25 protein-coding genes and 1 pseudogene are annotated in these 22,599 nt (G+C 57.9%); 12 read left to right on the top strand and 14 right to left on the bottom strand.

Annotated features, from left to right (window positions below; all coding sequences use genetic code 11):
• Window positions 1–2: 2 nt before the first annotated feature.
• Together R3E82_11650 and R3E82_11645 are read right to left on the bottom strand one after the other, a co-directional pair.
• On the bottom strand, window positions 3–590 hold the full coding sequence (locus R3E82_11650; protein ID MEZ5551537.1) for a mobile mystery protein B: 588 nt from the start codon (window positions 588–590) through the stop codon (window positions 3–5).
• A complete protein-coding gene (locus tag R3E82_11645; protein MEZ5551536.1) occupies window positions 587–1,054 on the bottom strand; it encodes a mobile mystery protein A in 468 nt (155 codons plus the stop codon). Before R3E82_11645 ends, R3E82_11650 begins: the two co-directional genes overlap by 4 nt.
• 300 nt (window positions 1,055–1,354) lie before the next feature.
• Between R3E82_11645 and R3E82_11640 the strand changes: the two genes are divergently transcribed.
• The 5 genes from R3E82_11640 (at window position 1,355) to R3E82_11620 (ending at window position 4,536) form a co-directional block, all read left to right on the top strand.
• Complete coding sequence (locus R3E82_11640; protein MEZ5551535.1) at window positions 1,355–1,723, top strand: ankyrin repeat domain-containing protein; 369 nt, start codon at window positions 1,355–1,357, stop codon at window positions 1,721–1,723.
• Between the two features lie 284 nt (window positions 1,724–2,007).
• Complete coding sequence (locus R3E82_11635; protein MEZ5551534.1) at window positions 2,008–2,367, top strand: DUF2958 domain-containing protein; 360 nt, start codon at window positions 2,008–2,010, stop codon at window positions 2,365–2,367.
• 42 nt (window positions 2,368–2,409) lie between these two features.
• Complete coding sequence (locus R3E82_11630) at window positions 2,410–2,727, top strand: hypothetical protein (GenBank protein MEZ5551533.1); 318 nt, start codon at window positions 2,410–2,412, stop codon at window positions 2,725–2,727.
• 444 nt (window positions 2,728–3,171) lie between these two features.
• Complete coding sequence (locus R3E82_11625; protein MEZ5551532.1) at window positions 3,172–4,095, top strand: zincin-like metallopeptidase domain-containing protein; 924 nt, start codon at window positions 3,172–3,174, stop codon at window positions 4,093–4,095.
• A gap of 75 nt (window positions 4,096–4,170) precedes the next feature.
• Window positions 4,171–4,536, top strand: a complete 366-nt coding sequence (locus tag R3E82_11620; GenBank protein MEZ5551531.1) for an AlpA family phage regulatory protein — start codon at window positions 4,171–4,173, stop codon at window positions 4,534–4,536.
• A gap of 6 nt (window positions 4,537–4,542) precedes the next feature.
• Here R3E82_11620 and R3E82_11615 read toward each other — a convergent pair whose 3' ends face one another.
• The 4 genes from R3E82_11615 to R3E82_11600 form a co-directional block, all read right to left on the bottom strand.
• Window positions 4,543–7,593 carry a LamG-like jellyroll fold domain-containing protein gene (locus tag R3E82_11615; protein MEZ5551530.1) on the bottom strand — a complete coding sequence of 1,017 codons (3,051 nt, stop codon included), beginning with the start codon at window positions 7,591–7,593 and terminating at the stop codon, window positions 4,543–4,545.
• A gap of 302 nt (window positions 7,594–7,895) precedes the next feature.
• A complete protein-coding gene (locus R3E82_11610) occupies window positions 7,896–8,207 on the bottom strand; it encodes a hypothetical protein (protein ID MEZ5551529.1) in 312 nt (103 codons plus the stop codon).
• Window positions 8,208–8,266: 59 nt separating this feature from the next.
• Window positions 8,267–8,530, bottom strand: a complete 264-nt coding sequence (locus tag R3E82_11605; protein ID MEZ5551528.1) for a hypothetical protein — start codon at window positions 8,528–8,530, stop codon at window positions 8,267–8,269.
• Window positions 8,520–8,717, bottom strand: a complete 198-nt coding sequence (locus tag R3E82_11600; protein ID MEZ5551527.1) for a hypothetical protein — start codon at window positions 8,715–8,717, stop codon at window positions 8,520–8,522. The genes R3E82_11605 and R3E82_11600 overlap by 11 nt, the downstream gene beginning before the upstream one ends.
• Before the next feature lie 402 nt (window positions 8,718–9,119).
• Here R3E82_11600 and R3E82_11595 point away from each other — a divergent pair, with 402 nt between their 5' ends.
• Complete coding sequence (locus R3E82_11595) at window positions 9,120–9,338, top strand: hypothetical protein (GenBank protein MEZ5551526.1); 219 nt, start codon at window positions 9,120–9,122, stop codon at window positions 9,336–9,338.
• A 37-nt stretch (window positions 9,339–9,375) separates the two neighbouring features.
• Here R3E82_11595 and R3E82_11590 read toward each other — a convergent pair whose 3' ends face one another.
• The 3 genes from R3E82_11590 to R3E82_11580 are packed head-to-tail and all read right to left on the bottom strand — an operon-like array spanning window position 9,376 to window position 12,710.
• The gene (locus tag R3E82_11590; protein MEZ5551525.1) at window positions 9,376–10,440 is read right to left on the bottom strand and encodes an AAA family ATPase; all 1,065 of its coding nucleotides are present in this window, start codon (window positions 10,438–10,440) and stop codon (window positions 9,376–9,378) included.
• A 23-nt stretch (window positions 10,441–10,463) separates the two neighbouring features.
• On the bottom strand, window positions 10,464–11,054 hold the full coding sequence (locus R3E82_11585) for a hypothetical protein (GenBank protein MEZ5551524.1): 591 nt from the start codon (window positions 11,052–11,054) through the stop codon (window positions 10,464–10,466).
• A gap of 15 nt (window positions 11,055–11,069) precedes the next feature.
• Window positions 11,070–12,710: a type IV secretory system conjugative DNA transfer family protein gene (locus tag R3E82_11580; protein MEZ5551523.1), complete on the bottom strand. Its 1,641-nt coding sequence runs from the start codon at window positions 12,708–12,710 to the stop codon at window positions 11,070–11,072.
• 102 nt (window positions 12,711–12,812) lie between these two features.
• Here R3E82_11580 and R3E82_11575 point away from each other — a divergent pair, with 102 nt between their 5' ends.
• Together R3E82_11575 and R3E82_11570 are read left to right on the top strand one after the other, a co-directional pair.
• The gene (locus R3E82_11575) at window positions 12,813–13,640 is read left to right on the top strand and encodes a hypothetical protein (GenBank protein ID MEZ5551522.1); all 828 of its coding nucleotides are present in this window, start codon (window positions 12,813–12,815) and stop codon (window positions 13,638–13,640) included.
• Window positions 13,637–14,110, top strand: a complete 474-nt coding sequence (locus R3E82_11570) for a hypothetical protein (protein ID MEZ5551521.1) — start codon at window positions 13,637–13,639, stop codon at window positions 14,108–14,110. Before R3E82_11575 ends, R3E82_11570 begins: the two co-directional genes overlap by 4 nt.
• Window positions 14,111–14,119: 9 nt before the next feature.
• Here the strand turns inward: R3E82_11570 and R3E82_11565 are convergent, their stop codons facing one another.
• The gene (locus R3E82_11565; protein ID MEZ5551520.1) at window positions 14,120–14,326 is read right to left on the bottom strand and encodes a hypothetical protein; all 207 of its coding nucleotides are present in this window, start codon (window positions 14,324–14,326) and stop codon (window positions 14,120–14,122) included.
• Between the two features lie 655 nt (window positions 14,327–14,981).
• Between R3E82_11565 and R3E82_11560 the strand changes: the two genes are divergently transcribed.
• The 3 genes from R3E82_11560 (at window position 14,982) to R3E82_11550 (ending at window position 17,962) form a co-directional block, all read left to right on the top strand.
• A complete protein-coding gene (locus tag R3E82_11560) occupies window positions 14,982–15,332 on the top strand; it encodes a hypothetical protein (protein ID MEZ5551519.1) in 351 nt (116 codons plus the stop codon).
• Window positions 15,329–16,945 (top strand): relaxase/mobilization nuclease domain-containing protein, encoded by a 1,617-nt coding sequence (locus tag R3E82_11555; GenBank protein ID MEZ5551518.1) that lies wholly within the window; start codon window positions 15,329–15,331, stop codon window positions 16,943–16,945. Before R3E82_11560 ends, R3E82_11555 begins: the two co-directional genes overlap by 4 nt.
• A gap of 399 nt (window positions 16,946–17,344) precedes the next feature.
• Window positions 17,345–17,962 carry a hypothetical protein gene (locus R3E82_11550; GenBank protein ID MEZ5551517.1) on the top strand — a complete coding sequence of 206 codons (618 nt, stop codon included), beginning with the start codon at window positions 17,345–17,347 and terminating at the stop codon, window positions 17,960–17,962.
• 215 nt (window positions 17,963–18,177) lie between these two features.
• Here R3E82_11550 and R3E82_11545 read toward each other — a convergent pair.
• The 3 genes and pseudogenes from R3E82_11545 to R3E82_11535 form a co-directional block, all read right to left on the bottom strand.
• Window positions 18,178–18,429: pseudogene (locus tag R3E82_11545) on the bottom strand (IS3 family transposase).
• Window positions 18,430–18,574: 145 nt separating this feature from the next.
• Complete coding sequence (locus R3E82_11540; protein MEZ5551516.1) at window positions 18,575–19,825, bottom strand: HipA domain-containing protein; 1,251 nt, start codon at window positions 19,823–19,825, stop codon at window positions 18,575–18,577.
• Window positions 19,815–20,153, bottom strand: coding sequence for a helix-turn-helix transcriptional regulator (locus R3E82_11535; protein ID MEZ5551515.1), 339 nt, complete (start codon window positions 20,151–20,153; stop codon window positions 19,815–19,817). The genes R3E82_11540 and R3E82_11535 overlap by 11 nt, the downstream gene beginning before the upstream one ends.
• Before the next feature lie 855 nt (window positions 20,154–21,008).
• Here R3E82_11535 and R3E82_11530 point away from each other — a divergent pair.
• Window positions 21,009–21,368, top strand: coding sequence for a DUF2958 domain-containing protein (locus tag R3E82_11530; protein ID MEZ5551514.1), 360 nt, complete (start codon window positions 21,009–21,011; stop codon window positions 21,366–21,368).
• A 351-nt stretch (window positions 21,369–21,719) separates the two neighbouring features.
• Here the strand turns inward: R3E82_11530 and R3E82_11525 are convergent, their stop codons facing one another.
• Entirely contained in the window at window positions 21,720–22,412 is a 693-nt protein-coding gene (locus tag R3E82_11525) for a hypothetical protein (protein MEZ5551513.1), read from the bottom strand.
• Between the last annotated feature and the right edge of the window lie 187 nt (window positions 22,413–22,599).

The following is a 22,599-nucleotide window of genomic DNA, read 5'->3' as shown; positions in this document are numbered from 1 at the left end:
GTTCACGAGCGCACGAATTCCAGCAGCGGGCCGATGTCATGGCCGTCGGCGGCGCGCAGGGCGTCGATGTAGGTCTTGCGGGCCTCACCGGCATCGCGCAGGTTTGCGCGGCCCCAGGTGAAGGGGTCTTGCCCCATCTCTTTGAGCAGAATGTCTGCCGCCAGGCGGGCATGGCGTCCGTTGCCGTTTGGGTATGGATGGATATAGACAAGCTTGTGATGAAATCTTGCGGCGATTTCATCGGGCGGGTAGGTCTCGTTCTCTATCCAGTAGTTCACGTTATCGAGCAGTTCCTGGAGCTGGACCTGGATATGGATGGGATCGATGCCGATGGATTTTTCCGTCGTGCGGTATGTGCCGGCCCATGTCCAGACATCGCCATACATCCGTTTATGCAGGTCGTTCAGGTAGTCGCGGGTGAGCACCTTGTTCTTGCGTTTTTGTGCCCAGGTGCGCGCTTTAAGGATGTTCTGCTGTTCGGCGCCATTGAGATCACCGCGCGTGGTGACATAGGAGAGCTTTAAGCCCTCGCGCTCTTCATCGCTAAGCGGCGTTGCGCCGTCTTCTTCCGGCAGGAGCGGATCGCTCAATTATCCTCCCACAGGTCCGGGCCTGACTTTTCTATCAGTTCGCGGGTCAGCGTTTCGATGTGCGCGCGGTCGGTGTCGGCATCGGCACGCTGGTTTTCAAGCGCCATGCTATGGCTCGTGGCTTCGAGGATGTCTTTTGCGCGGGTGCGGGCGCGCTCTTCGACGAGCTCTTGCAGCGGCGCGCGCGGGACAAAGGCGTAGACGAGCTGGCAGTCCAGCGCTTGCGCTGTTCGGCGCAGCGTGTCGAGGGTGATCGAGCCGTCCTTTTCTGCCTGTTCGATTTTGGTGGCGCGGGGCTGGCTGACGCCAAGGCGCTTACCGAGCTGTTTGCCGGTCATGCCCAGCGCTTCGCGGATCGCTCTGATCCAGCCGCGCGGCGGCCGGGCCAGGCTTTGCATGTCGCGAAGCGGCGATAGTCTTTTATCAAGCTGTCTGCGGGCCAGGGCCCGGTCTTCGGGGCGCATTGCGATAACCTTTGCGTTATTTTTTCCTCTTTCTAAAATAATGTATAAGTTATGTTGAGGCAAGATAAAAATAATATATGTGTTATTTATATGATTGATATTGATAACGTATAAGTTATGTCATTGAGGGCGCCTCCGCCTATAAGGGCGGACCGGGCTTTCGTGAACCGTGCCCCCCAGGGGGGTGTCACGGCCATGCGGCGTCAATCCCTGGCGCGTTTTTCGGGCGGTGTTTAAGCGCTTATTTACCCTCTCCTGATAGCCTGAATAGGCAAGAAAATAACCAATGGAGAGGATGCTATGCGCAAGAATTACGGAGCACACAATGATCCCGGCCGCGCGTTTTTGCGCGCCGCGGAGACAGGAAACGCAGATCGCGTTGGTGCGTTTTTGGAGGACGGGTTCTCGGTGAACTATCAAGACCCCGGCACTGGCGAAACCGCTCTTCATGCCGCCGCGGGAACGCGGGCGCGGGATGTGTTCCGGCGCATCCTGGAAGAGCCCGATATCGATTACCTGCTCCGTGATCACAAAGGCCGCCTGCCTTCTGAGGTTGCTTACGTCTATGGCAGAGACCCGGCGATGGCGCGCCTTCTTGCCATCAAAGAAAAAGCGCAGGCGCGCACCCAGGGTCTGGTGCTGACGCGGCGCACGACGACACCGGCTTAGGCACCTTTTACTTTCTCAAACTGCACGGCTGACCAGCCTGACATCGTCACTTTCATGCGCCTCCTTTTGCGAGGCGTTCAAGCCTTGATCAAACACTAGCCGGGCGCGCCGCCCGGTCAACGGACCTGCCCGCACCATCCGGCTTCACTGCGTATCGCCGGACCGTGTTGGCCGTTTCCCCTTATCCCTCTTGTCTATGTCTGCGGCGGTAGCGGGTGACCGTCCGGCATCTGCGCCCGGCTTGCCGTGTTTTCGTCTTGAACAAAACAAAAGGAGACGAAGACATGAAACTACTGACCTCATCGCTGCAAGCGCAGCTTCTACGCAACGGGCGATTGTCCGCGGAATGCTCGCAAGGCGGGCGCGCGGAACCGGATTTCTTACCGGTCGTGAAGCTCTTTACCCCGGATGCGGCCTGTACCTGGCTGCTCACCGAACTTGATCCTGACGATCAGGACATTGCCTTTGGGCTGTGTGATCTCGGTCTCGGGTTTCCCGAGCTCGGATGCGTGCGGATCTCAGAGTTGGTATCGGTGCGCGGCAAGCTCGGCCTCCCGGTCGAGCGGGACCTGCATTTCAAACCTGAGAAAACGATCAGCGTCTATGCCGATGAGGCACGCGCTGCCGGGTGCATCAAAGTTTGATGCGCCCATGACATTCACGGCAAACAAAGGAGAAGAAAAAAAATGCCTATATGCGAATGTGATAACTGCGGCGGTGAACTTCACTGGCGCTGGGAAGAAGCCTTCGAGAAATTTGGTTTCATGGATGGCGATGGCCAGGTCGAAACGTGGCAAGTCGAGTCCGTACTGATCGATGCCGGATGCGAAGTCGTCGTCGAAGGCTGGGGTCTGCATAACACGGTGATCATCTCGATCAAGCAAGCTGGCAAGGAGTTCATCCCTCACGATGATCCGAACGTCACGTTCGGCTATGACGATCCCCGGTCCTATCTGCCCGCTGACATTGTTGCACTGCTCGATCGTGAGCTTCCTGCGCCCTAGACAAAAACAGGACCGCCCCGAAGATACAAAGGGCGGTCCTTTACGTAGCGTACCCAACGGTGTGCGTATTGTTGGATAGTTCCAGTATCGCACACATTGTCTTAAAGCCGGCTTAACGCCGGTGCTCTAAAACCCGCTTCCAGCAACGCTTTGCGGGCCTATCTGTTCCGCTGCGCTCCGCGCTGGTCCGAATCGATCCGGTTCATCTTTGCGCGAAAAGTCTTCGCGTGCTGTTCGTCCTGATCTCTTTCTACGGCCCCTTTTTGAAAAGTTTTTACCTCGCGTTTTTAAGCCGGGCGCGAACCCGGTCAACTGCCTGCCCGCCCCACCCTCATTACATGAGCCGTGTTGTCAGTTTCCCCTTATCAGGGTGACCGGGCGCGCTCTTCCCGGCTTTTGATCTCCCGCGTGTTTTCAAAAGGAACCGTAGAAAGGAGAACAGCCATGAGCACGAAGACCAAAGAGCGCAAAGATGTCTACACCCGGATAACGGACAAGATCATCGCGGAGCTTGAGCAGGGGGTGCGCCCCTGGACCAAACCCTGGAATGCAGAGCACGCGGCAGGACGTATAAGCCGTCCTCTACGCCATGACGCCAAAACGCCTTATCAGGGAATCAACGTCATCGCCCTGTGGATGGCCGCCACGGCCAAAGGATACGCCGCCCCGATCTGGATGACCTACCGCCAGGCAAAAGAGCTCGGAGCGCAGGTCCGCAAAGGCGAGAAAAGCGAGCTTGTCGTTTACGCCAATACGATCAAGAGGACCGAGCAGGACGCAAGCGGCGAGGACGTCGAGGTCGACATTCCCTTCATGAAGGGATACAGCGTCTTCAATGTCGAACAGATCGAAGGACTTCCGCAGTCCTATTACGAGACCGCCGCGCCGGTACTTGATCCGGTACAGCGTATCGAGCGCGCAGAGCGGTTTTTCGCAGCCACCAACGCCGATATCCGCTACGCCGGGAACCAGGCCTACTATGCGGCGGGGTCAGACCACATCCAGATGCCTCCCTTTGAGACCTTCCGCGATGCGCAAAGCTACTACGCAACGCTGGCTCATGAGAGCACGCACTGGACGCGGCACAAATCGCGTCTCGATCGCAGCTTCGGACGCGAGCGTTTCGGAGACGAAGGATACGCCCGCGAAGAGCTGGTAGCGGAGCTCGGGAGCGCGTTCCTGTGTGCCGATCTTGGGATTGCGCTGGAACCCAGAGCAGACCACAGCGCCTATATCGCCTCCTGGCTCAAGGTGCTGGAAAACGATAAGCGCGCCATCTTCTCTGCAGCCGCCCACGCACAGCGCGCTGCGGACTTCCTGCACGGACTTCAGGTCCATGTTAACGATGCAACGGAGGCCGCAGCTTGACCGCTTTGGCCGCCTGCGGTAGCGGGCGGCCTCATTTCTTACGATACGATTTGCACAATTGATCAGGGGGTAACTATGTATCGCGAAGACATTCTTGAACGGCTACGCGTTGATCCGGGTAAGCGCACGCTCGGCGAATTGCTGCAGGACCGCGAATCCGCCGTCCATGAAATCACGCGGTTGCGCGCGCAGATAGTGCGGCTCACGGCGGCACGAACGCCGCGCGCCCGCAAGGGCGAAGAAACGGACGCGCCCCCACAGATGCGGCCCGGTATGTTGATTCGCCTTGCTGAAGTCTGCGAGCTAATCGGCGTCGGGCGCTCGACCATCTATAAGTGGATGAATGAAGGCACGTTCCCCGCGCCGGTGAACGTTAGCGAACGCGCCGTGCGCTGGCGCACCGAAGACATCGAGCATTGGCGCAATGCGCTTACTCGATGATGCTTCTTACGGTCCGATGCGTTGCCACTGCTGACCGTCACAATACTGCATGACGTTGAAGCTGGTGTTGTAGATGATCCTGCCTTCTCTGCCTTCCGGATTCTTGCAGAGATTCCCGACTTCGACAACGGCGAAGCCCTGCGAGGCCAGGCCGATATAGGCGAAGCCGTTTCGCACCACGACGTTATCAGCTTCATCTAGGGCTGTGGCATCCTGAATGGAGTATAGGAATTGCGGGCTGGTCGGATCGCGGATATCGATCAGGGTCAGACGATCGGAGCCTTCGGCTGTGACGTAGAGGATGTCGCCGTCGATATAAATTCCTTCCGGGTTCAGCAGCCAGTCTGCGCCGTTATTAGGAAGTTCGGCGACGACTTCCATATTCGCCGGATCGGAGATATCGACAACAAAAACGCCGTTGCCGTCTTTTTCGGCGCCAAAAAGGTAGTTGTCCTTAAAGGCGAGATCACGCATTTGCGTGATGGCAAGGACCGAGAAATCAGCGGCCGTCAGTTGGTCAGTGAAAACAGGTGCCGCCGGGTTGCTTATGCTGTAGGAGGTTAAATATGCAGACGCCCCATCGGGTGGGATATAGAGGTGACCGTTGTGGTGCGCAATCGCAATGCCGCTGCCCATGTTCGGAATAGCCACAGATGTTACAAAAGACGGCGAGGACGGATTGCCGACATCGTAAACATGCAATACTGGGTTGCCAAGCGCTCGTGCGAGATAGGCATATTCTCCGACGACAGCAATATCATTGCAGCGAACTCCCGTGTCGATCGATCCGACGACGCTCATGTTTGCTGGATCGCTGATATTAATGATTTGAACTCTCTGCGTTGGAGCGCCTTCGCACAAAAATAGATTATCTCCGTCGATGGAAATACCCTGCACTTGATTTGCGCCCGTGATATAGGTGCCGCCAATGAGAGAAATGTTGTCAGGGTCGCTGATATCGATGGCGCGGATGGTTTCGTCCGTGTAGACGGAGACGAAAGCATAGTTGCCGAAGAGCGCGACTTCCTCGACTTTCGTCAGGCCCGCATCGAGAGTGTAGTCGCGCACCGTCAGGGTCGGGGTGTATTTGATGTTCTGTTCGTACAGCGTCTCGATTTCATCTGCGGAAAGGGCTCGGTTATAGATGCGGACATCGTCGATGCGCCCATTCCAACTATGCTCCAGTGCACCAACTGTTTCCGCTCCAATCGCTGTGGGTCGACCTCCGCCGTCCCAGAGTAGAAACCCTGGATTGCTAACACTCCCGATTTCGACAGCATCCTTGTATAAACGCAGGTCGGCGCCATCCCACGACATCACCATGTGTTGCCAAACGTTTTCTTCGAGCGTAGCTGCGGGAGAAATAATCTGGACCGTACCAGAACCGTTGCTGATTCGGGCGCGCCACCTATCGTTTCCAAGATAACGTCCGAGATGATACACCTCCTGACTCGCAGCGGCGTTGAAGTCGCCTCGTGCGAAGAGGATATTGCTACCCACGCCGTTTGAAAAAGCCCATGCTGACAACGTGAAGGCGTTAGAGCCAGAGAAATCAAGTGCGGATGGAGAACCTAGATCGATACCGTCGTCACTACCATCAAAGCCCATGCCGTAGCCAACAACGCCGCTTGAGGCGTATTCGGGGCCGCCGGAAGCCGTGCCGTTGTTGCCATAGCCTGATGAATCCGCGAGGATGCCGCTCGCCTCATCAAGCTTCCAGTGACCGATCAAGCCTTTCGGGTCAGGTTTGCGTTTGCCCATAGCACGCCAGTTATTGCCGTCGAAATACTCCGGCACACGGTAATCGGCGTTATAGCGGATATGCGCGTCCCACGCGGAATATAGTTCCGCGATCTCGCCGGCGCTCAGGGCGCGGTCGTAAATGCGCACATCGTCGAGTGTTCCATTTGAATAGCCGTAGGACCCGAGACTGCCAGCCGGGTAAACGCCGTTGCGCCATTTGTGTCCCAACCCGATAACGTTTGTCGAAGAGAAGATGTTGCCGGTTTGTGCTACGCGATCAACCTCCTTCCCGTTCACATACAAAACCGCGTCGCTTCCATCATAAACGCCCACCAGGTGAAGCCAACGATTCGTAGGAGGCGCATCATAGCTAGGGCGGACGATCGTGTCGGAGGCATTTCGGATCTCAAATTGGATTTGGTCAGCCGATCGGTTGTAAACGATGCCAAGAACGGAATCGCTCCCCGAATCCTTGGCTTGGTTAAGCATGTTGTTGTACCCGCTGGTCGCCCAGCCAGTGCTATGTGCCCAGAGGGAAATAGTTATATTCGGAGCGGAGCCAATCATATCCGGCACAAGAAGAGAGTCATTGTTATCCGCATAGAAAAGGCCGGGCCCGATTCGGGCGTCGACGAAGTTAGTAGAGGCATCAAGGCCGTTCATCATCGTGCCATGATTGGCGCTCGCGTAATCGAGCGCATCCGTACCGTCCACTTCGTCGAGCTTCCACCACCCGACCAACCCTTCGGTCACAACGCCGCCACCGGCCGTTTCGGAACAGCATTCTGCGATCTCCGCTGGTGAAAGAGCGCGGTTATAAATGCGCAAATCATCAAGCGTGTAATCGAACCCTGACTGAAACCCTGTTGACATTCTCCCGGCCGGATTTGACCAGGCGCAACTGCCACAATTCTCCGTCCCCGCTGCCGTAAGCTTCCCGTTTACATAGATTTCCCGTGTGTTTCTCGCGTCGTCATATACAGCAGTAACGTGATACCAAATCCCTGGTTGATACAGCGTGTAAAGGTCGTTCGTTCCACTGCCACCAGAGTTAACGCCGAAACGAATATGATCGGGAGAAGCATCCGCTGCCCTTAACTCCAGATAGTCTTGCGAAGTCGTTGACTGAATGTAAGCGATCATTCCGTACGAAGGAGGAAAGTCATCGATCTTGATCCACGCGGCTACAGACTGTGACCCTGTCATCCGAAGCACATCCGTAGTGCTGGTATCTTCTGCGCCTTCGCCGCTTGAAAAGCGGATGGCGCCGCCTAATGGACCTACCGTCCATGGCGACGACGCAGTAATGGCCATGTGGTTTTCATTACCTGAGCTATCTAGCGCGGTTGTGCCTGTTCCATCATCGAATGACCAATGCCCGACGAGCGAGGTGTCATTTGGAAGACCAGGGCCAGGAATAGATGATGTTGGCGGTACCGTTGCGATCCAGTTAGACCCATCGCAATACTGGGGAATGTTGTAGGTCTCGTTAATAATGAGCTGGCGTTGCACACCGGCGGGGTTCGAGCATTGTGCTCGCGCGCTGGCAGGGATCAGCAGCGCGATAGCGAATAGAAGGAATAGTAGATTTCGAACCTGTCCTACTGCCGCCTCCCTTACTGTTGTGGTTCCTGTATCGGCACGTCTTCGACGGGCGGGTCGCCGGGCTGCATGTTTAGATCGATGGCGCGCACCGCGATTTGCTCTTCATCGGTGCATGCGTTCGATTCCGTCGTCCCTTCATCGAGCCTCACCCAACGCTCTTCACCAGCGCCTTTCTGGCACAGAACAGACGTAATCGTGTAGTGGCCGTCGTCTTGCGCATACGCTGGAATCACGCCGCACAGTGACAACGCCAGACTTGCGACAATGAATAGGGCTCTAGGTAAGGACATCCATGTCAACCTGTTGTTTTTGTTGTGAATCAACTCTCCTTCCAGAATACAGCAGCAATGGTTAAGAACAAGGAAAAACGGGAGCGGACCATTTAACCCTTTGATAACGTACCGATCACGACGACAGTTCCCTTAGGCAAGCACTCCCGCTGCATCCAGTACTGCCAGACCTCACACCAGAACGCTGCAGTTGTCCTGTTTCCCGCAGTGAGCGCAGCTTCCCGCTCGCGTTCCGCGATGTTGAATTCCGGTACGCCTAAGGCCGCAGACTCAGCCTTGAGGCCCTCCGCTGCCAGAAAGACCTCATAGCGCACCGTGATGAATCGGGGCTCCTTGATCTGGTGCTCATTCTTCATTGTTCAGCTCCTGTTCCCGGCGCGCCTCATCCAGCGCAATCCGCATCCAGGGCATCGCGGCTTCGACGCCATCCTCGGCGGCGGTTGCTTTCGCGATCCCTAGCGCCAGCTCTCGGGGGCTCATCCCCAGTGCCCGCGCCTCAGCCCTTATCAGGGCCGCGCGCCGCTCCTCTTCCGGTTTCGTCATCTTGGGACTCCGTTGTTCGTTTGGGCATGCTCATTTGACCTGCATAGGCCCGTGAGTCTCCTCGCACATTCCTCGCGGGGCCTTTGGTGGATTTATTCGCGAGCCGGCATTCTCACTTTCGGTTTCCGTTGTTTGGATCGGGACGGAATCAGCGTTCTCTCCCGTGCTCTTTGTTCTTCCGTCTTTGTTCATGGGATTTCGTGCGAAGCGATACCCGGCAGACCCTTAGCCGGCGCCGTCCACGACGCAAGGCAATCCGCTTTCGCGGCGCCACTGATCGCTCCCGTGTTGCTTCGCTGCCCGCTCCATTCGCTTGGTAGCGTCCTTGCGCCCTGGCCTGATGCCACCTGCTGAATAGGGGCCGTGTTCGCACATCAACCCATAGAGCAAAGGAGAACTAAAATGAGCACATCAACTGAAAACGCACCGGCCCTGATCGCCTACCACGTCACCGAGAACGGCGACAAAACTTTCTGGACGCGAGTCGGAGCCGCCTGGCCCAACAAGAAAGGCGGGTTTCAGGTCAGACTCGAGGCAGTGCCGGTCAATGGCGAGCTCGTCCTGCTGCCCCCACGGGCCAAGGACGAAGACGCCAAAACCGAAGAGGGAACGGGAGCTTAGCGGCTCCCGCTTTTCGGGGAAGGCAAGGCGGGTGCCACTAGGCGCCCGCCACTTCGCTAAGTTCCGGGATGTCCTGCGCCTCAAGACGCTTCAGGACGTCCGCGCTGTGACGGCTTCCGCTGAGCCTGAGCGCCTGCCGGGCCCACGCGGTCTCAAACACGGTCCTCGCAGCACGGCCATTTCCGAATCCCTTTCCCCGCTGGGCATGCATGGCCTTGAAGAGCGTGAGTACTTTCGCGGTCACGTCAGGCGTGCATATGAATTCGTTCTCCTTGCATAGCTTCTCGAAGATCAATCCGAGTTCTATCGGGTAGTAATCCGGGAACGCGATGAAGGTCTGGCAGCGCGAGCGCAGCCCCGGATTACTATCGAGGAACGCTTCCATCTCATCGCCGTAGCCAGCAAAAATTACAACAAGGCGGTCCCGTTGATCCTCCATCGCTTTGAGGATTGTGTTGATAGCGTCCTGCCCGAAGTCGCTCTCTCCGCCATGACCTTTGGCGAGCGCGTAGGCTTCATCAATGAAAAGGACTCCGCCGCGCGCTTTGGCCAATACCTTGCACACCTTCTCCTCCGTCTGCCCGACATAAGGCGCGACGAGCCCGGCGCGGTCGGTTTCCACGAGATGGCCTTTTTCGAGGAGTCCCAGCTCGGCAAAGATCCGTGCCACGATCCGGGCCACCGTCGTCTTCCCGGTTCCGGGATTGCCTGTGAACACCATATGGTGTGAGCTCACCGGCACCGGCAATCCATGCGCCTTTCTAGCCTGGATGTTCTCCACCTGTGCGGCTTTGAGATGTACGCGCTCTTTGACGGCGGCAAGCCCGATCATTGCGTTCAGCTCTGCGAGCGCATCACCGGGCGGTGTGTTCGACTTCGCTGTGCGTCTCGTTTGCGCTTGCGGCGCGGCCGGATGTTTCTTTGCTGCTGGTCTTTGTGGCTGCGGCAGTTTTACCAGCTCCTTGATGTGCAAAAGCTCCTCCATGGGCCGGATCGCGGCTGCTTTCTCGCGCGGCGGTCCGGTCCCTGCGAGCCCGTAGCGTGCCATGGCGTCGTAGAGCGCTCTCGCTTCGCGTGCACGTCTGTCGTCTTTCTTGCTCATTTACTCTTTAACCTCCTGTACGGCTATTCCTCGATGAGCGCGCTGCGCAGCATCTCGTCGATGTTTTCGTGTACGAACTGGAGCCGGAGCACCAGTGCGTCGGCTTTGGCAATCTCGGTATTGGGGAAGGAGGCAATCACGACGCGCTGCTCTCCGTACCGCATCACCACCTGCACCGCGTTGCGAAATATCTGCGGTTGCCTGCGCCCTGTGTCTAATTCTCGCTGGGCTTCCTTGATGGCTTCCTCGTGCTCCTCTCGCCGGAAGGTGATCCCCACGCTGCGGGCGTAGTCCTGGAAGCACACGCGCACAGCGTCCGGTGTGAATTTCACATTGACCCAGGACCCGGTCAGGCCCTGAATCACCGGGACCATTGCCCCCGCGACGAAAGCCGGGGTGATGTAGGCATACAGATATGCCCATTCCGAACTCCCCTCCGGCGGATAGATCGCTGCCAATAGGAAAAACCAGATGGTTCCCACGAAGACGGGAAGCACCATGGCCAGCAGCGGCGGCGTATAGAGCCCCCAAACCCGGAATGCTGCCTCCTTCGGGATGAGCCGTGTATGTGGCCAGCTCGCCAGCGGCGATACGTATCGTTTTGTCTGTTCCATTGCCTATTCCTCCTCTTACTCTTCTGGCTCGTAGAGCCCCTCAAAGCGCTCGTACCGGTCGTACTTGACGCGCTGGATCACCGCTGGGGGCCGCCCGGCGCAAAGCAGCAGGGCGCGTTGTTGCGGGTCCTCGCGGGCAAACAGCCGTGCAGCCTCGTCAGCGGTGAGCAGGTCGCGCACCTCGACAGACCAGCTCGCCCCTCGCGATCCGCCCTGGACACGCTGATCGATGCTGACCTCGTTCCCGCGCTCAACGATCAGCGAGGTTTGTCCGCAGCGCTGACGGATGTAATCAAGCGTTGTCAGGTCCACATTCCCGAAGAAGACCTGCACACCGGCATTACCTAGGAACGTCTCCCAGCTTTCCTTGTAGTGGCGTTTGAGCTGAGTCAGGTCCTGCAGGACGATCAGTAGCTTCACCCCGAATCCAGCGATCAGTCCGCTCGCGACCTCGATCTGCTGTAAGTGCCCGAGCACGTGGAACTCTTCCAGGATCGTGAGTACCGGGACCGCGGGCTTGATGGGCTCGCGTTCCATCGCCTCTAACATCATGTTGATGAAGAGGCGGAACCATTTGTTGCAGGTCCCCATGCGCCCTGCCGGAAGACACAGATAGACGCTCATCCCGGCCGGAGCAGTCTTAAGCTTTCGAAGATCAAGACCGTCGCTAGCTAGGGAAGAGCGCAGCTCCGGGTAGGACAGAAAACGCGTCTGGCGCCGCGCGGTTGAAAGCACACCTGCGCGCTCGCCCGGCCATTTCTCGTAGAAGTCCGATGCCGTGGCTTCCAGGGCGGCCCCGATTTCTCGGTCAAGTGCCCGCGCACTGGCTAGCAGGCGCTCGGCGTTTTCCCGGAGCTCGGTCTCGACGCGCAGCGGCGCGTCGTCGTTTCCGGCCTGCTCGTCCAGCGGATCAAGCGCGTGGTCGAGCAGATCGCGCACGCTCACAAGGGAGCGCCGCTGCAGGTAACGCGGATCGGTCGCGACGTGGAGCACGAGGCCTTCTATGAAGTTGCGCGCGCTGTCATCCCAGTGCGGATCTTTTCCTTCACCTGTCGTGACCAGCGCATCGGCGATCAGCCCGGCATCGACGACCAGGCTTTCGCTGTTGATCGACAATCCCGCCATTGGGTTGAACCCTGTGCGAAGAGGCCGCAGTCTTGCTGCTGTCACGCCAAACGGGTCGAGCACGCACACGTCCTGTCCCATCGTGGTTCTTCTTGCCGCTGTGATATTGGCAAGCTCGCCTTTGGGGTCGAGCGTGAGGACCGATCCCCGGTAGGTGAGCAGGGTCGGAATCAGGACGCTGCGCCCCTTTCCCGCGCGGGAGCCGGCGCATAGCACCATGTGGCGGTCATCTCTTACCCCGATAGCCTGTCCCCCGGCCGCATAGAGCGGATCGACAGTCGTAGAATCCAGGGATGCGATCTGCGCCCCGGTCACCCCCAAAAAGGGCGCCTCTGGCGTGAACTGAAACCGCGCATCCTGTGCGAGCTTTTCCGGATCGGCCCACTGTGCTTGGGGTAGGCGTTGATCGCGCTCGCTGCGGCCGGTCACCCCGCGTGGCAGGGCGGCGCTGAGAGCCTCCGTTTCAGCCTGATTGCGTCCGCCGAGGGCGAGTCGCTCCAGCGGGGAGCGCCTGCGTATGAACCAGCTCATAGGTGTGTCCTGTTCTTGCCTTTGTACTTAGCAAGCTGACATGAGCTCTGAGAGCAGTTCCTCGCGCTGTCCTCGCACGGGGTCTTGTATAAGAATGGCCCTATGAACCTTACGGATTGGCAGCTCGATCAATTGCGTGATGCCTTGCGCGCCTATAAGGCCTATGGCCTGACGGAGCACGGGCGGGACTACTCATGGGCGAGCGTTGCCGAGGCCATCGCGGAATACACAGAAGTTGAGGTCCCGTCAGAGCGAATGCGCCAGTTCGTTGAGGGCGTAAACACCAAAGGCGGCGGACGAAAAATGCCGGTTCCTAGCGCCCAGCGCCTGGAAGCCATTGTCGCGTTCACCACTCATGAAGAGCTTGGCCTGCTCTCTAAGAAAGAGATGGAGAGAAAGCATCGCGCCGAGGTCCAGGCGCCGGTGAGATTGATGCTCTATTTGCGCCATGACCATGCCTCTGGCCGGAAGGTGGAGCCACCATCGGCGGGATTAGCTGGTACTTACCGTACAGCCTACGAAGCTATGAACGCGAATGTTACGCTCCAGCTCTCCCGTCCATCAGACCAAGGGGTCGTCGAGGTCGCCGAGACCATGGACGTATTGGATGCGAACACGCCGGCCCGCGTATCTAAGAAACTCCGCAGTTTTGGCTGGGCGATTGTTTCGCCTGAGGACATGCTGCTCGCATTCATGAAGCTGGAGCCGTACGGACAGAACCACATATATATGTCAGTTGCTTCGGATGCCGATGATGATGGCGGAGACACTATCAGACAGCTCGTACTCATGCGGCATGACTATGTGTTCGAGCTGGGCGCAGACGACGGTACGCCGAAAGAATTTTTGCCGCGAATTGGAGCAGAGCTTCAAAATAACACGCTCGCTTTTATCAGAGCAGACACAGACTCGACGAGCACGGCGAAATGAGTACAAAAAAGAAACTACCGAAGACTGATGCCAAAACCGAAGCCGAAGAGCTCGGCATCATTCATAGACCCGGCACGCTCGGTCAGCTCGTTACCGGAAAAGCACTATCCGGAGACGATCTAGATATCGCCGGAGAGCAGCTTCTTGATGCGGTGCTAAATGGAGATAGCGCCGATGTAGAACAAGCGATCGCGAGTGGCGCGCCGCTCGACTACGCCATGCCGGATACGGGCGCCACAGCGCTGCACCTGGCAGCTTCTATCGCCTCCCGTGGTGCGATACGGGCTTTGCTCAGAGCCGAAGAGAATCTGTCATTTTGTGTTCGCGATCATGAGGGCCGTTTTCCATCGGAAATCGCTTATCTCTACGGCCGGGATGTTGCTATGGCGCGGCTCCTCGCGCGCAAAGAAAAGAAAGAAGCGCGCGCCGCGGGGAGGCAGTTAACCCGCCGTCCGCAGCGGCGCCAGTAATGTAGGAGTTTACTCCTGCGTTTTTTGTGGCCGGCCGCGCTTCCTCCGGCCTTTTTCCGTGATCGAAACGCTCAATCCCACCGATTCAGCCATGGCTTTTATCTGTGCTGCGGCTTCAGCCTTTCGCTTCTTATCGCGGACAGATAACTCCGCCTCGATTTCGGTGATGATTTGCCGTAGCTGCTCATCATTTAGAGTGTGTAATTCGAGCTCCATATTCGCCTCCATTTTTGTGCCATTGCTTCTATCGCAATGACAGTGTTGGTGGAGGAATTTTCGGCTGCGAAAATTCCGCTTTGCCTCGCGCGATCCTCGCGCTATACAAGAAGATCTGTGCCGATTCCCGCTGTCAGCGTGGATTACCTGGCACTCATTAACGAATTCTTAAAGGCTCCCTCCGCAAACTAGAATGAGGGGACCGGACGAATGGCTAAGATTTAGTACAAGGTGTGCGCGGTACTACCCGTTTCACGGACCGCGCCCACCTTGAGGGGGGATTTCCCATCCCCCCGTTGTCACCCCCCTTGGGCTCCCTAAGGCTCGATCCGGCTTTTAGGCCGTTCTTGCCAAGGGAGAGTCAGTTCGGACGAGATTGCCTTTCGGCAATGAAGGCGCAGCGCGCTATTGTCCAAACTGAATCAGGGAGACTGCGCTCTCCCTAATATCCCATCGCGTTAAGGGCTTTCATGCCCCTAACAACCCTGACCAAAGGGCATTCCATGGCCCCTTGGAACCCTCGGCCAAAGGGAGACTTCGGCTCTCCCCTTGGAACCCCATCGACCAGCGCATAGGCAGCGCTGGACCCGCACCAGGGCGGCTCACGAGGTCGGTGCGAGGAAGGCACACCCAGCGGTGAATAAGGATGTGTGCCATGAGCAAGAAGGAGACAAAAAAGCGCGCAGCGCCCCTGTCATATCGCCCGCCTTTAGAGCTGCGCGCAGAGTTTGATGCGCGCGTAAAGAACTCGGGGCTTTCTATCAACGCCTTCATCACCAAAGCGATCTTTGACCAGCAGCCCGGACGAGCCGCACGGCGGCCCCCGCTTGAGCAGCAGGATCTGGCCCGCTTGCTCGCCCAGGCGGCCAAAATCCGTGATGAGCTCGAAGAAATCAGGCTGGCCGGTGGCGATAACCCCAATAACACGCTGCTTATTGAACGCGCCTGTGATGACCTCGCCGAGTTACGCACGGGGCTGCTTCAGGCGATGGGGCGCAAGCCATGATTCCGTTTGCCAGCCAGCGAGGCGTCGGCCAGGATTTGGCAACCCATCTGCTCAATGTTCACGACAACGAGGAGCTGGAATTTGTTGGTGTGCGCGGCGCGATTGCGCGCGATCTTCATGGCGCGTTTGCCGAATGGGAAGCGCAGGCACACGCCCTCACAAAATGTCGCAATTACCTCTACTCGATGTCGGTCAATCCGGACCCCAATCAGGACCCGTTGAACCGCGCGCAATACATGGACTACATCACCCGCGCGGAAGAGAAATTGGGGCTCTCGGATCAGCCGCGCGCGGTCGTGTTTCATCGCAAGCACGGGCGCGAGCATTGTCATGTCGTGTGGTCGCGTATTGATGCCGAAAAAGGCAAAGCTATTCACATCGCCTTTGACCATCAAAAACTCATGATGGTCACGAAGGAATTTGCCCGTGAACACAATCTCATCCTGCCAGAAGGCTACGAGAAAAAGCCTCAAGAAAGTCGTCAGCTCTCGCTCTACGAAAAGGTCCAGCAGGACGAGACAGGAATAACACAGGCGCAGCGCATTTCCGATATCACTAGCGCGTGGCAGGGCAGCGATAGCGTGAACGCATTTTTACGTGCGCTCGATGACCGGGGTTACATCCTGGCGCGTGGAAAAAGGCCCTATGTCGTCGTCGATATCTATGGTCATGTGAACGCGCTCTCCAAGCTGATCGATGATCGCCAGGTACGCACCAAGCACATTCGCGAATTCCTGAACAAGGAAATCACGGACGGGATGTTGCCGACCGTCGAAGAAGCCAAAGAAATGGCGGCACGACAGCTCAAAGAATTTGGAGACCATCAGCGGGCTGAAGATGCGTATCTGCGGCGCAAGGAGCTTGAGCGAAAGCAATCACGTCGCCGCGAAAGACTCGATGGCCTAAAGCAATCCCTGGAGCACCGTCAGCGACGAGAACGCGCGGTGCTTTCCGAACGCCATCTCGCTGAACGAAGAACTATTCGTCAGGCCTACCGCGCCGAGATCAAGCGCGTCAGGCAGGAGCGCTATCAGCGCAGACCTCGTGGCCTAGCAGACTTCTTGGGGAAGGTCACGGGGATCAACGTTGTCCGGCAGAAACTACACGATCACCAGGACCGCAAACGTCGGCGTCAGTTTGCCCAAGTCATGCAGATCAAGCGCGAGGCCCATCGGGATGAACAGGTACGGCTAACGCAGCGCCATGGGCTCCAAACACTCGATCTTGATCGGCAGTTCAGAGCGCTCGCCCAGGTCCAAGCGCGGGAGCGAAAAACCATGGAGATCGCGATCCGCAAAGACGGTCGGATTGATCGGCGCGCCGGTAAGGCGCGTGTGCCCGAGGTCTACTATGAAGGTCCGGTGCCTGTTGTCGGAGGCGAGCATGGAACGCTCGAAAAATCCTTCGATCGAGCGCTTGCCCGATTGGGTCCGAAGACGCCTGAATTTGATCTCAAAGAAGAATTTGGCCGTGCCGCAGGAAGTGAACGAGAACAGACAGAACGTGAGTCGGAAGAAGGACCATCAAAGGAGTCTCCTGGCCGCACCCGTCTGCGGCGGCAGCGTGCGCCCCGCCGTAGGGGAAAGAGCAAAGATCTCGACAAGGAGCGATGAAGATTTCGTCCGGACTGAGGGTTTGGGCAAATGACGACCTAGTCTAGTATTGGCCCTGTGACTGATTCATATAAGCGAGCATGTAGAGACTGCGGCGCGCCGATCATCATGACAAACGCCCGTGGTCACTGGGTTGCCCTCGATGCCGATGGCACTGGTGCCCATGTGTGCATGTCGTCCTACACGACTTACACACCCCCTGCACCCGCTCCGGCTCGCGCACGAATTCTGGAGTCTCGCAATACGTACCCGACGAGCTGTTGGTGGTGCGGTGAACCTGTTTTTTTTCATACAAATGGTAACGGTGACTGCGTCCTGTTCGACTATCCGCTTGGCCCTCCATGGCCTCGTCATAGTTGTTGGGAAATACACTGTGAAGAATCAAAAACGCAGGAGTACTTGGTTGCCATTACGCCGCGCGAGCCTCCTCCGCTAGCGGAGCCGGAAACAGGGCTTAAACCGGTATCCGTCTCGGGGATGGTCTCCGTACTCGGAAAAGAAACTGACATTGATACTGCATCGTGGAGTGCGGGATCAGCGCCCTGGCAATTGGTTGAGGTCGAAGGTCAAAACCTGACATTTCAAGTAGCTGTGCCGGCCGACTTTCTGCTGGCGGAAGGGGACATGATCTCGCTTCGCGCGACGTGGATTCAATGGCATGGAGACAAGCCCGATCAATGGATTCTTGTAGCTCGTGAGAGTGAAGCGGTGTGGCGAGATGGTGAGACGTTGCAAGGGCGCGTTTTTATTCGCTCTCGGGAGAAAGGACACTGTCATTGGTGCGGATTACAGCTTCGCAATGTCTCTGACTGGCAGGTCTCTGAAGATGGCTTCTTTGAGTGCCAGACCTGCACAGCGATGAAGTCGATTCTCGAAGGAGACGAGATGGGCGAGCGCCTTGGCGCGCTCAAGCGCTTGTTGGGCCAACTCGTACCCACTAGCTCCGAGCAGGCGCCGACCGGCGCTCATCGGGCACTCAAAAAGATGGAGGAGTCGCTGTCTCATAAACGGCCCTGAAAGCCGCGAAAATCGTCCGAAATCGGCAATTTTGTGAGACAGAGAACGAGTTAAAAACTATCCTCAAATCATCTACTTACGTGCCAACGACTCCCACCCTGTTAATCAGCGGGTCGCTGGTTCGAGCCCAGCAGGCGGAGCCAATCTTCTACTCTCTCGCGTGAGTCGTTGCTGACCCTGTGGAATGCCCTGGGGTTTCTGGACACCAACCAGCCTCACACTGAGGCAGCCTCAAAGGCTATCGGACTCACACCGCTGAGGTGTTCATAGCGCCGCTGGCGATTGTAAAACACCTCGATGTAATCGAAGACATCGGCTCGAGCCAGTTCGCGAGTTTTGTACACGCGTTTGCGGCCCCTCTCTTTCTTCAAGCCACCGAAATAGGACTCGGCTACCGCACTGTCCCAGCAGTTGCCGCCACGGCTCATGCTAGGTGTCAGATGGTGCTGTTGGCAGAATTTCCGCCACCTGCTTTTCCGTTACCCCAGGCGTTTTCACCGTTCGGATGGCTTCAACCTCGTATTCCTTGCTGTGTTTTCTTCTCGATGACATGACACACTCCGCAGGCGTTATCGCCCTATCTGATGTGTCTGCGGGTACGGGGTAATACCCCTACTGCCTGAATCCCTCATAGGCGAATGCGCCGCTGATGCGCTCGCAGTCCTGGTCGGTGACGCCTTCGGCGCGGGCGATGGGTCGCCATCTTGCCTTGACGGTCGCTTCCATCCCGACGATGAGCTTTTCTGCCTGCTCGGGTTCTACGAGGAACCTGCGGCACTGGGTGAGCAGGTTCTTGGCATTGGCGAAGCGTCCCATGTCGCCGCATTGCAGGGCGAGGTCGCGGTGGGTGGCGCTGACCGGTGTGGACGGGGTCAGGTCGTATGCGGGTGAGAGCTTCCAGTCCTCGTTCAGGGCAATCATGGCGTGGTTGCGCGGGTGGTCGTCATCGTTGCTGATGAGGGCGTTGAAGACCATGCGCTTGAAGAGCTCGGGGCCGTCTTCGGTGGGCTGCGAGGAGAGCTTTCTGACCTCTTCTGCCAGCACGACATAGGACCATTTGTCGCGTTCGTTCTCATCGGCGCGCAGCAGGGTGAGCGCGCTGAGCATTCTTGCGCGGCGGTAGCCCTGGTCTGTCTTTTCACGGTCGAAACGTTTGACGAGCAGCGCATCGCGGTCGCCGATCGTTGTGCGTTTGGAGATGGCGGCTTGGATGCCGCACTCGCGGGCAAGTTCCAGCATCGCGCGCTCGATTTTGGCGTAATCCCACTTATCGTCCTTGCGGTTGAATTTTGCGATCCAGAGGCCTTCGTTATCTTCAACGACGGCCTTGGGACGAGCACCGCCCATGCTGGTACCACCGAGGAGCTCATGCGCCTGCTGCGTGTCGGCATCGTCTTTCGGGAGCTCCTCATCGGCGATGATTGCATCTGCAATCTGCTGCAGCTTCTCAAGGTCCATCGTCCGGTTGTACTCGCGCAGCGGCGCTGGCGGTTGTGCGTTCAGGCCGAATCCGAGGGCGCCTGCGCGGTCGTTGGGTGAGCGCAACAGGTAATCAAGTTCGCTAAGAGCGGTGGACCTGGTGTGGCGCTCGATGACGCGGCGGCCCCAGAAGTCAGGGCTTGCGTCGCGCAGCGCGCCGAAGAGTCCCTTCTGTCCCTGCGTCTCGTAGGTCGTGTTTGCGAGCTTGAGCTCGCCGGGGTCGATGGGCACGGCCTGCTTGCTCGCAAGGTAGTTTTTGCCATAGACGAATTTTCCCAGCGGCTGGCCGCCGCGGGCTTTGTCCATGACAAACCGGCCTGCCGTGATGAAGCTCGTCTCGCCCGGCAGGGTGATGTAGACGAAGCACTCGTTGTTAGAAGTCATTATCAAGGTCCTTGCTTGCCGCAGGGCGGGCGCGCTCGCGGCGCTCTGATCGCGCAAGACCTTCAACGTCTTGCGCAGGGTCGGCAAGGGCGCTCCACGGCTCGAGCAGGTCATAGACCCAGAGCAGGGCGACATAGACGGCGGTCGCCGTGGTGGGCTTTCCCTTTTCGGCATCGGAGACGGCACGGGCACCGGCACCGATCTTCTCCCCGACCTCCTTGATGGTCAGGTTGCGGCGCAGCCGCGCCGTGCGCAGGTCCTGCCCCAGGCGCTTGATGGCGCTTTCGACGGCATAGGGCGGGGATTTTGTAAGCGTATTGGTTCTCATCTGCTTTTAAAGGCTGTCTATCTGGGTTTGACTGCTTTCAAAAGCGTACAGTGATTCTACGTCCAGAGTCAAGAGAAATGCTTTTGAGAGCAGAATAAGGAGTTTAATCTGCTTTTAAAAGCATAAACACAGCAGCATCGAAGCATTCTCGCAGTTTTTGAGGGGGAAGTCTTTCTCCCTGATCTCAAGCGCCCGCCTTCGCAAGGCTGCGGCGTGACGGTTTCGATACACCCCCTTCTAGCGGGGGCCGCCCCCGCAACGCCCCCGGCGGCTTTGGCAGCGTCAGCAGCAGCGCCACCATCATGATGGTGGTGGGTGGGATGACCATTTGATGGTGGGCATGGCTTGCAGCCGAATAGATGCACTGCCCATGCCGTCGCGCAGTTCAAACTGCTCACTGTGGTGAATATCAGGACCTCCTTCAGTTCCTCCCAGGAGCCGGACCGGGCTTGCTGACGGCTGCCGGTGCTGCCCTTGTGGTGATGGCTGCCCGAAGTGCCCAGGTGCTGAGCGCCCTGCTTCTTGTTCCTGGTGTTCATCCGTTCAATGAAGCGCACGCTATCGTCCACGCCTCGCGCTCGTTGCTGTGCCAGCAAGGTTTCCGTTTGGGCGAGCTGGTTCGGGGCACAGACCGGGTTGAAGGGGCTCATCTCGTCAGTCGGGTCTCACATCGAACATCTCCGCATTGGATTCCCGCACATCTTGCCGCTGCAATGTCTGCCTGATCCTTGCGCCATTCTTGCGCAGCCTTCGTTCGTTGGTTGCTGTTCTATCTGACGCGATCTTTGCCGGGCGCGCCGCCCGGCGGTGTCTGCCGCGTTCATTCGCAATAAACGAAAACGAAGGAGATCCGCAATGAAACTGCTAACGCAATCCATCCGTGAATGCATGCTCCGCAATGGACGGCTTTCTGCCGCATATGCGCAGGAAGGCAAGCCGGAACCTGACTTCATCCCAGTCGTGAAACTCTTCACGCCGGATGCCGCCTGCACCTGGTTACTGACCGAGCTCGATCCTGATGATCCGGACATCGCCTTCGGGCTGTGTGATCTCGGGCTGGGATTTCCCGAGCTTGGTAGCGTGCGGATCTCAGAGCTTGAAGCGATACGCGGCAAGCTGGGCCTGCCGGTCGAGCGTGATCTGCGTTTTCATCCGGACAAAACGCTCTCCGCTTGTGCCGATGAAGCACGCGTTGCCCGCGTGATTGCGGTTTAGGCTGGACCTTCCTGATAGACACCCTGGTTAAGTGCGATGAGCACGATGCTGGAGCGTCTATCGCCGCAGGCCCGTCTGATGCAGAAACCTCCATTGATCCACGCAACTGCATCCGATTAACCTTGGACTTCGAATAAATCCCCAATTTCCTCCGATTCCGGGCCTTTGGCGCATCCGAAGCCGCTGAGAAAGACGAGGTTCATCGAAAAAGCGACAGGAGAAGGGGCGTGTGTGGCGGTGAATGCGATTCGCGATCAGGCTTGGAAGATGGGTCCATAGTGCGGCAATGAGAGCGGAACCTTCTCACGGTGACCGCATCCGTATTGGGGAAAGCCCTAAATTTTCAATCAGTTATCGAATTTCGCACGTGAGGCTGTTAATCAGCGGGTCGCTGGTTCGAGCCCAGCAGGCGGAGCCAAATTTCCTCGGATGATCATATCGTTGCCGAAGGCGCTGACAAGGAAATGAATGGTATCCCTTGTTACGATCGATGTGATCCTCCGCAGGCTTCGTCCACTTCCTCGCTTGAGATGCCCTCACGCGTGCCCCTTGGTAGAGGGTGTCCCATTCGATGCGGCCGAACGGGTCGAGGGCCTGCACAAGGGCTCGCGCTTGGTCGCGCAGGGGCCGTTGTCGGTTCCAGTGGAAGTACACCGCCAATCGATCCATCAGTGATTGGGTGGGCGCAATGACTCGAACCTGGCCGCATTCGGTTTCCAGCACTGGGATGTCGATGTTTCCCAGGCCAGTGTTGCCGAACGCGAGTGGTCCCGGTGGGAACTCCACCAGCCAGCCCGATGGTTCGTGCGTGAAGTGGCGGCCGTCCGGCGATGCCGTGAATCCGAGGGGCTCCAGGACAGCGGTGAGTGCTTTGGCGCGCGCCGAAGTCACGAAGTCGAGGTCCTTGGTCAGATAGCGGTTGTTGGTATAGATCGCGATGGCCGCGCCGCCCGAGAGGGGCGCTACAATACCTGCGTGCTCGAGGGCTTCGGAGACCGCGACAACCACCTCGAGTAACGTGTTGTCCGAGCTGAGTGGCTTCATCCGGATTTGCCGCGCTCACTGACGTATTCGACACGCTGCCCGTACGTCGTGGGCGTATCCGGTCCCGGAAACAGCGGTCGAGAACGTCATCAGGGAGTGAGTCGAGTTCTGCCCGAAGGAACAGGCGGAGGTTCTTCGCGGTTTGGCTCCGGGGGTTCCAGGTGAAAAGCCTCGTGCGTCCGACGTC

This window comes from Pseudomonadales bacterium (assembly GCA_041395945.1).
In the GTDB taxonomy this organism is placed as follows: Bacteria; Pseudomonadota; Gammaproteobacteria; order Pseudomonadales; family Azotimanducaceae; genus SZUA-309.
Note: the sequence above shows the minus strand (reverse complement) of the source record. Positions and strands in the feature narration are given on the sequence as shown.

Excerpts from the sequence above, each read along its gene's own strand:
- R3E82_11605 (MEZ5551528.1), bottom strand. The coding sequence starts at position 8,530 with ATGAAGAATGAGCACCAGATCAAGGAGCCCCGATTCATCACGGTGCGC.
- R3E82_11575 (MEZ5551522.1), top strand. The coding sequence starts at position 12,813 with ATGAACCTTACGGATTGGCAGCTCGATCAATTGCGTGATGCCTTGCGC.
- R3E82_11620 (MEZ5551531.1), top strand. The coding sequence starts at position 4,171 with ATGTATCGCGAAGACATTCTTGAACGGCTACGCGTTGATCCGGGTAAG.
- R3E82_11525 (MEZ5551513.1), bottom strand. The coding sequence starts at position 22,412 with ATGAAGCCACTCAGCTCGGACAACACGTTACTCGAGGTGGTTGTCGCG.
- R3E82_11645 (MEZ5551536.1), bottom strand. The coding sequence starts at position 1,054 with ATGCGCCCCGAAGACCGGGCCCTGGCCCGCAGACAGCTTGATAAAAGA.
- R3E82_11640 (MEZ5551535.1), top strand. The coding sequence starts at position 1,355 with ATGCGCAAGAATTACGGAGCACACAATGATCCCGGCCGCGCGTTTTTG.
- R3E82_11590 (MEZ5551525.1), bottom strand. The coding sequence starts at position 10,440 with ATGAGCAAGAAAGACGACAGACGTGCACGCGAAGCGAGAGCGCTCTAC.
- R3E82_11580 (MEZ5551523.1), bottom strand. The coding sequence starts at position 12,710 with ATGAGCTGGTTCATACGCAGGCGCTCCCCGCTGGAGCGACTCGCCCTC.
- R3E82_11595 (MEZ5551526.1), top strand. The coding sequence starts at position 9,120 with ATGAGCACATCAACTGAAAACGCACCGGCCCTGATCGCCTACCACGTC.
- R3E82_11560 (MEZ5551519.1), top strand. The coding sequence starts at position 14,982 with ATGAGCAAGAAGGAGACAAAAAAGCGCGCAGCGCCCCTGTCATATCGC.
- R3E82_11555 (MEZ5551518.1), top strand. The coding sequence starts at position 15,329 with ATGATTCCGTTTGCCAGCCAGCGAGGCGTCGGCCAGGATTTGGCAACC.
- R3E82_11530 (MEZ5551514.1), top strand. The coding sequence starts at position 21,009 with ATGAAACTGCTAACGCAATCCATCCGTGAATGCATGCTCCGCAATGGA.
- R3E82_11625 (MEZ5551532.1), top strand. The coding sequence starts at position 3,172 with ATGAGCACGAAGACCAAAGAGCGCAAAGATGTCTACACCCGGATAACG.
- R3E82_11535 (MEZ5551515.1), bottom strand. The coding sequence starts at position 20,153 with ATGAGAACCAATACGCTTACAAAATCCCCGCCCTATGCCGTCGAAAGC.
- R3E82_11615 (MEZ5551530.1), bottom strand. The coding sequence starts at position 7,593 with ATGGCCATTACTGCGTCGTCGCCATGGACGGTAGGTCCATTAGGCGGC.
- R3E82_11600 (MEZ5551527.1), bottom strand. The coding sequence starts at position 8,717 with ATGACGAAACCGGAAGAGGAGCGGCGCGCGGCCCTGATAAGGGCTGAG.
- R3E82_11540 (MEZ5551516.1), bottom strand. The coding sequence starts at position 19,825 with ATGACTTCTAACAACGAGTGCTTCGTCTACATCACCCTGCCGGGCGAG.
- R3E82_11635 (MEZ5551534.1), top strand. The coding sequence starts at position 2,008 with ATGAAACTACTGACCTCATCGCTGCAAGCGCAGCTTCTACGCAACGGG.
- R3E82_11570 (MEZ5551521.1), top strand. The coding sequence starts at position 13,637 with ATGAGTACAAAAAAGAAACTACCGAAGACTGATGCCAAAACCGAAGCC.
- R3E82_11565 (MEZ5551520.1), bottom strand. The coding sequence starts at position 14,326 with ATGGAGCTCGAATTACACACTCTAAATGATGAGCAGCTACGGCAAATC.
- R3E82_11630 (MEZ5551533.1), top strand. The coding sequence starts at position 2,410 with ATGCCTATATGCGAATGTGATAACTGCGGCGGTGAACTTCACTGGCGC.
- R3E82_11585 (MEZ5551524.1), bottom strand. The coding sequence starts at position 11,054 with ATGGAACAGACAAAACGATACGTATCGCCGCTGGCGAGCTGGCCACAT.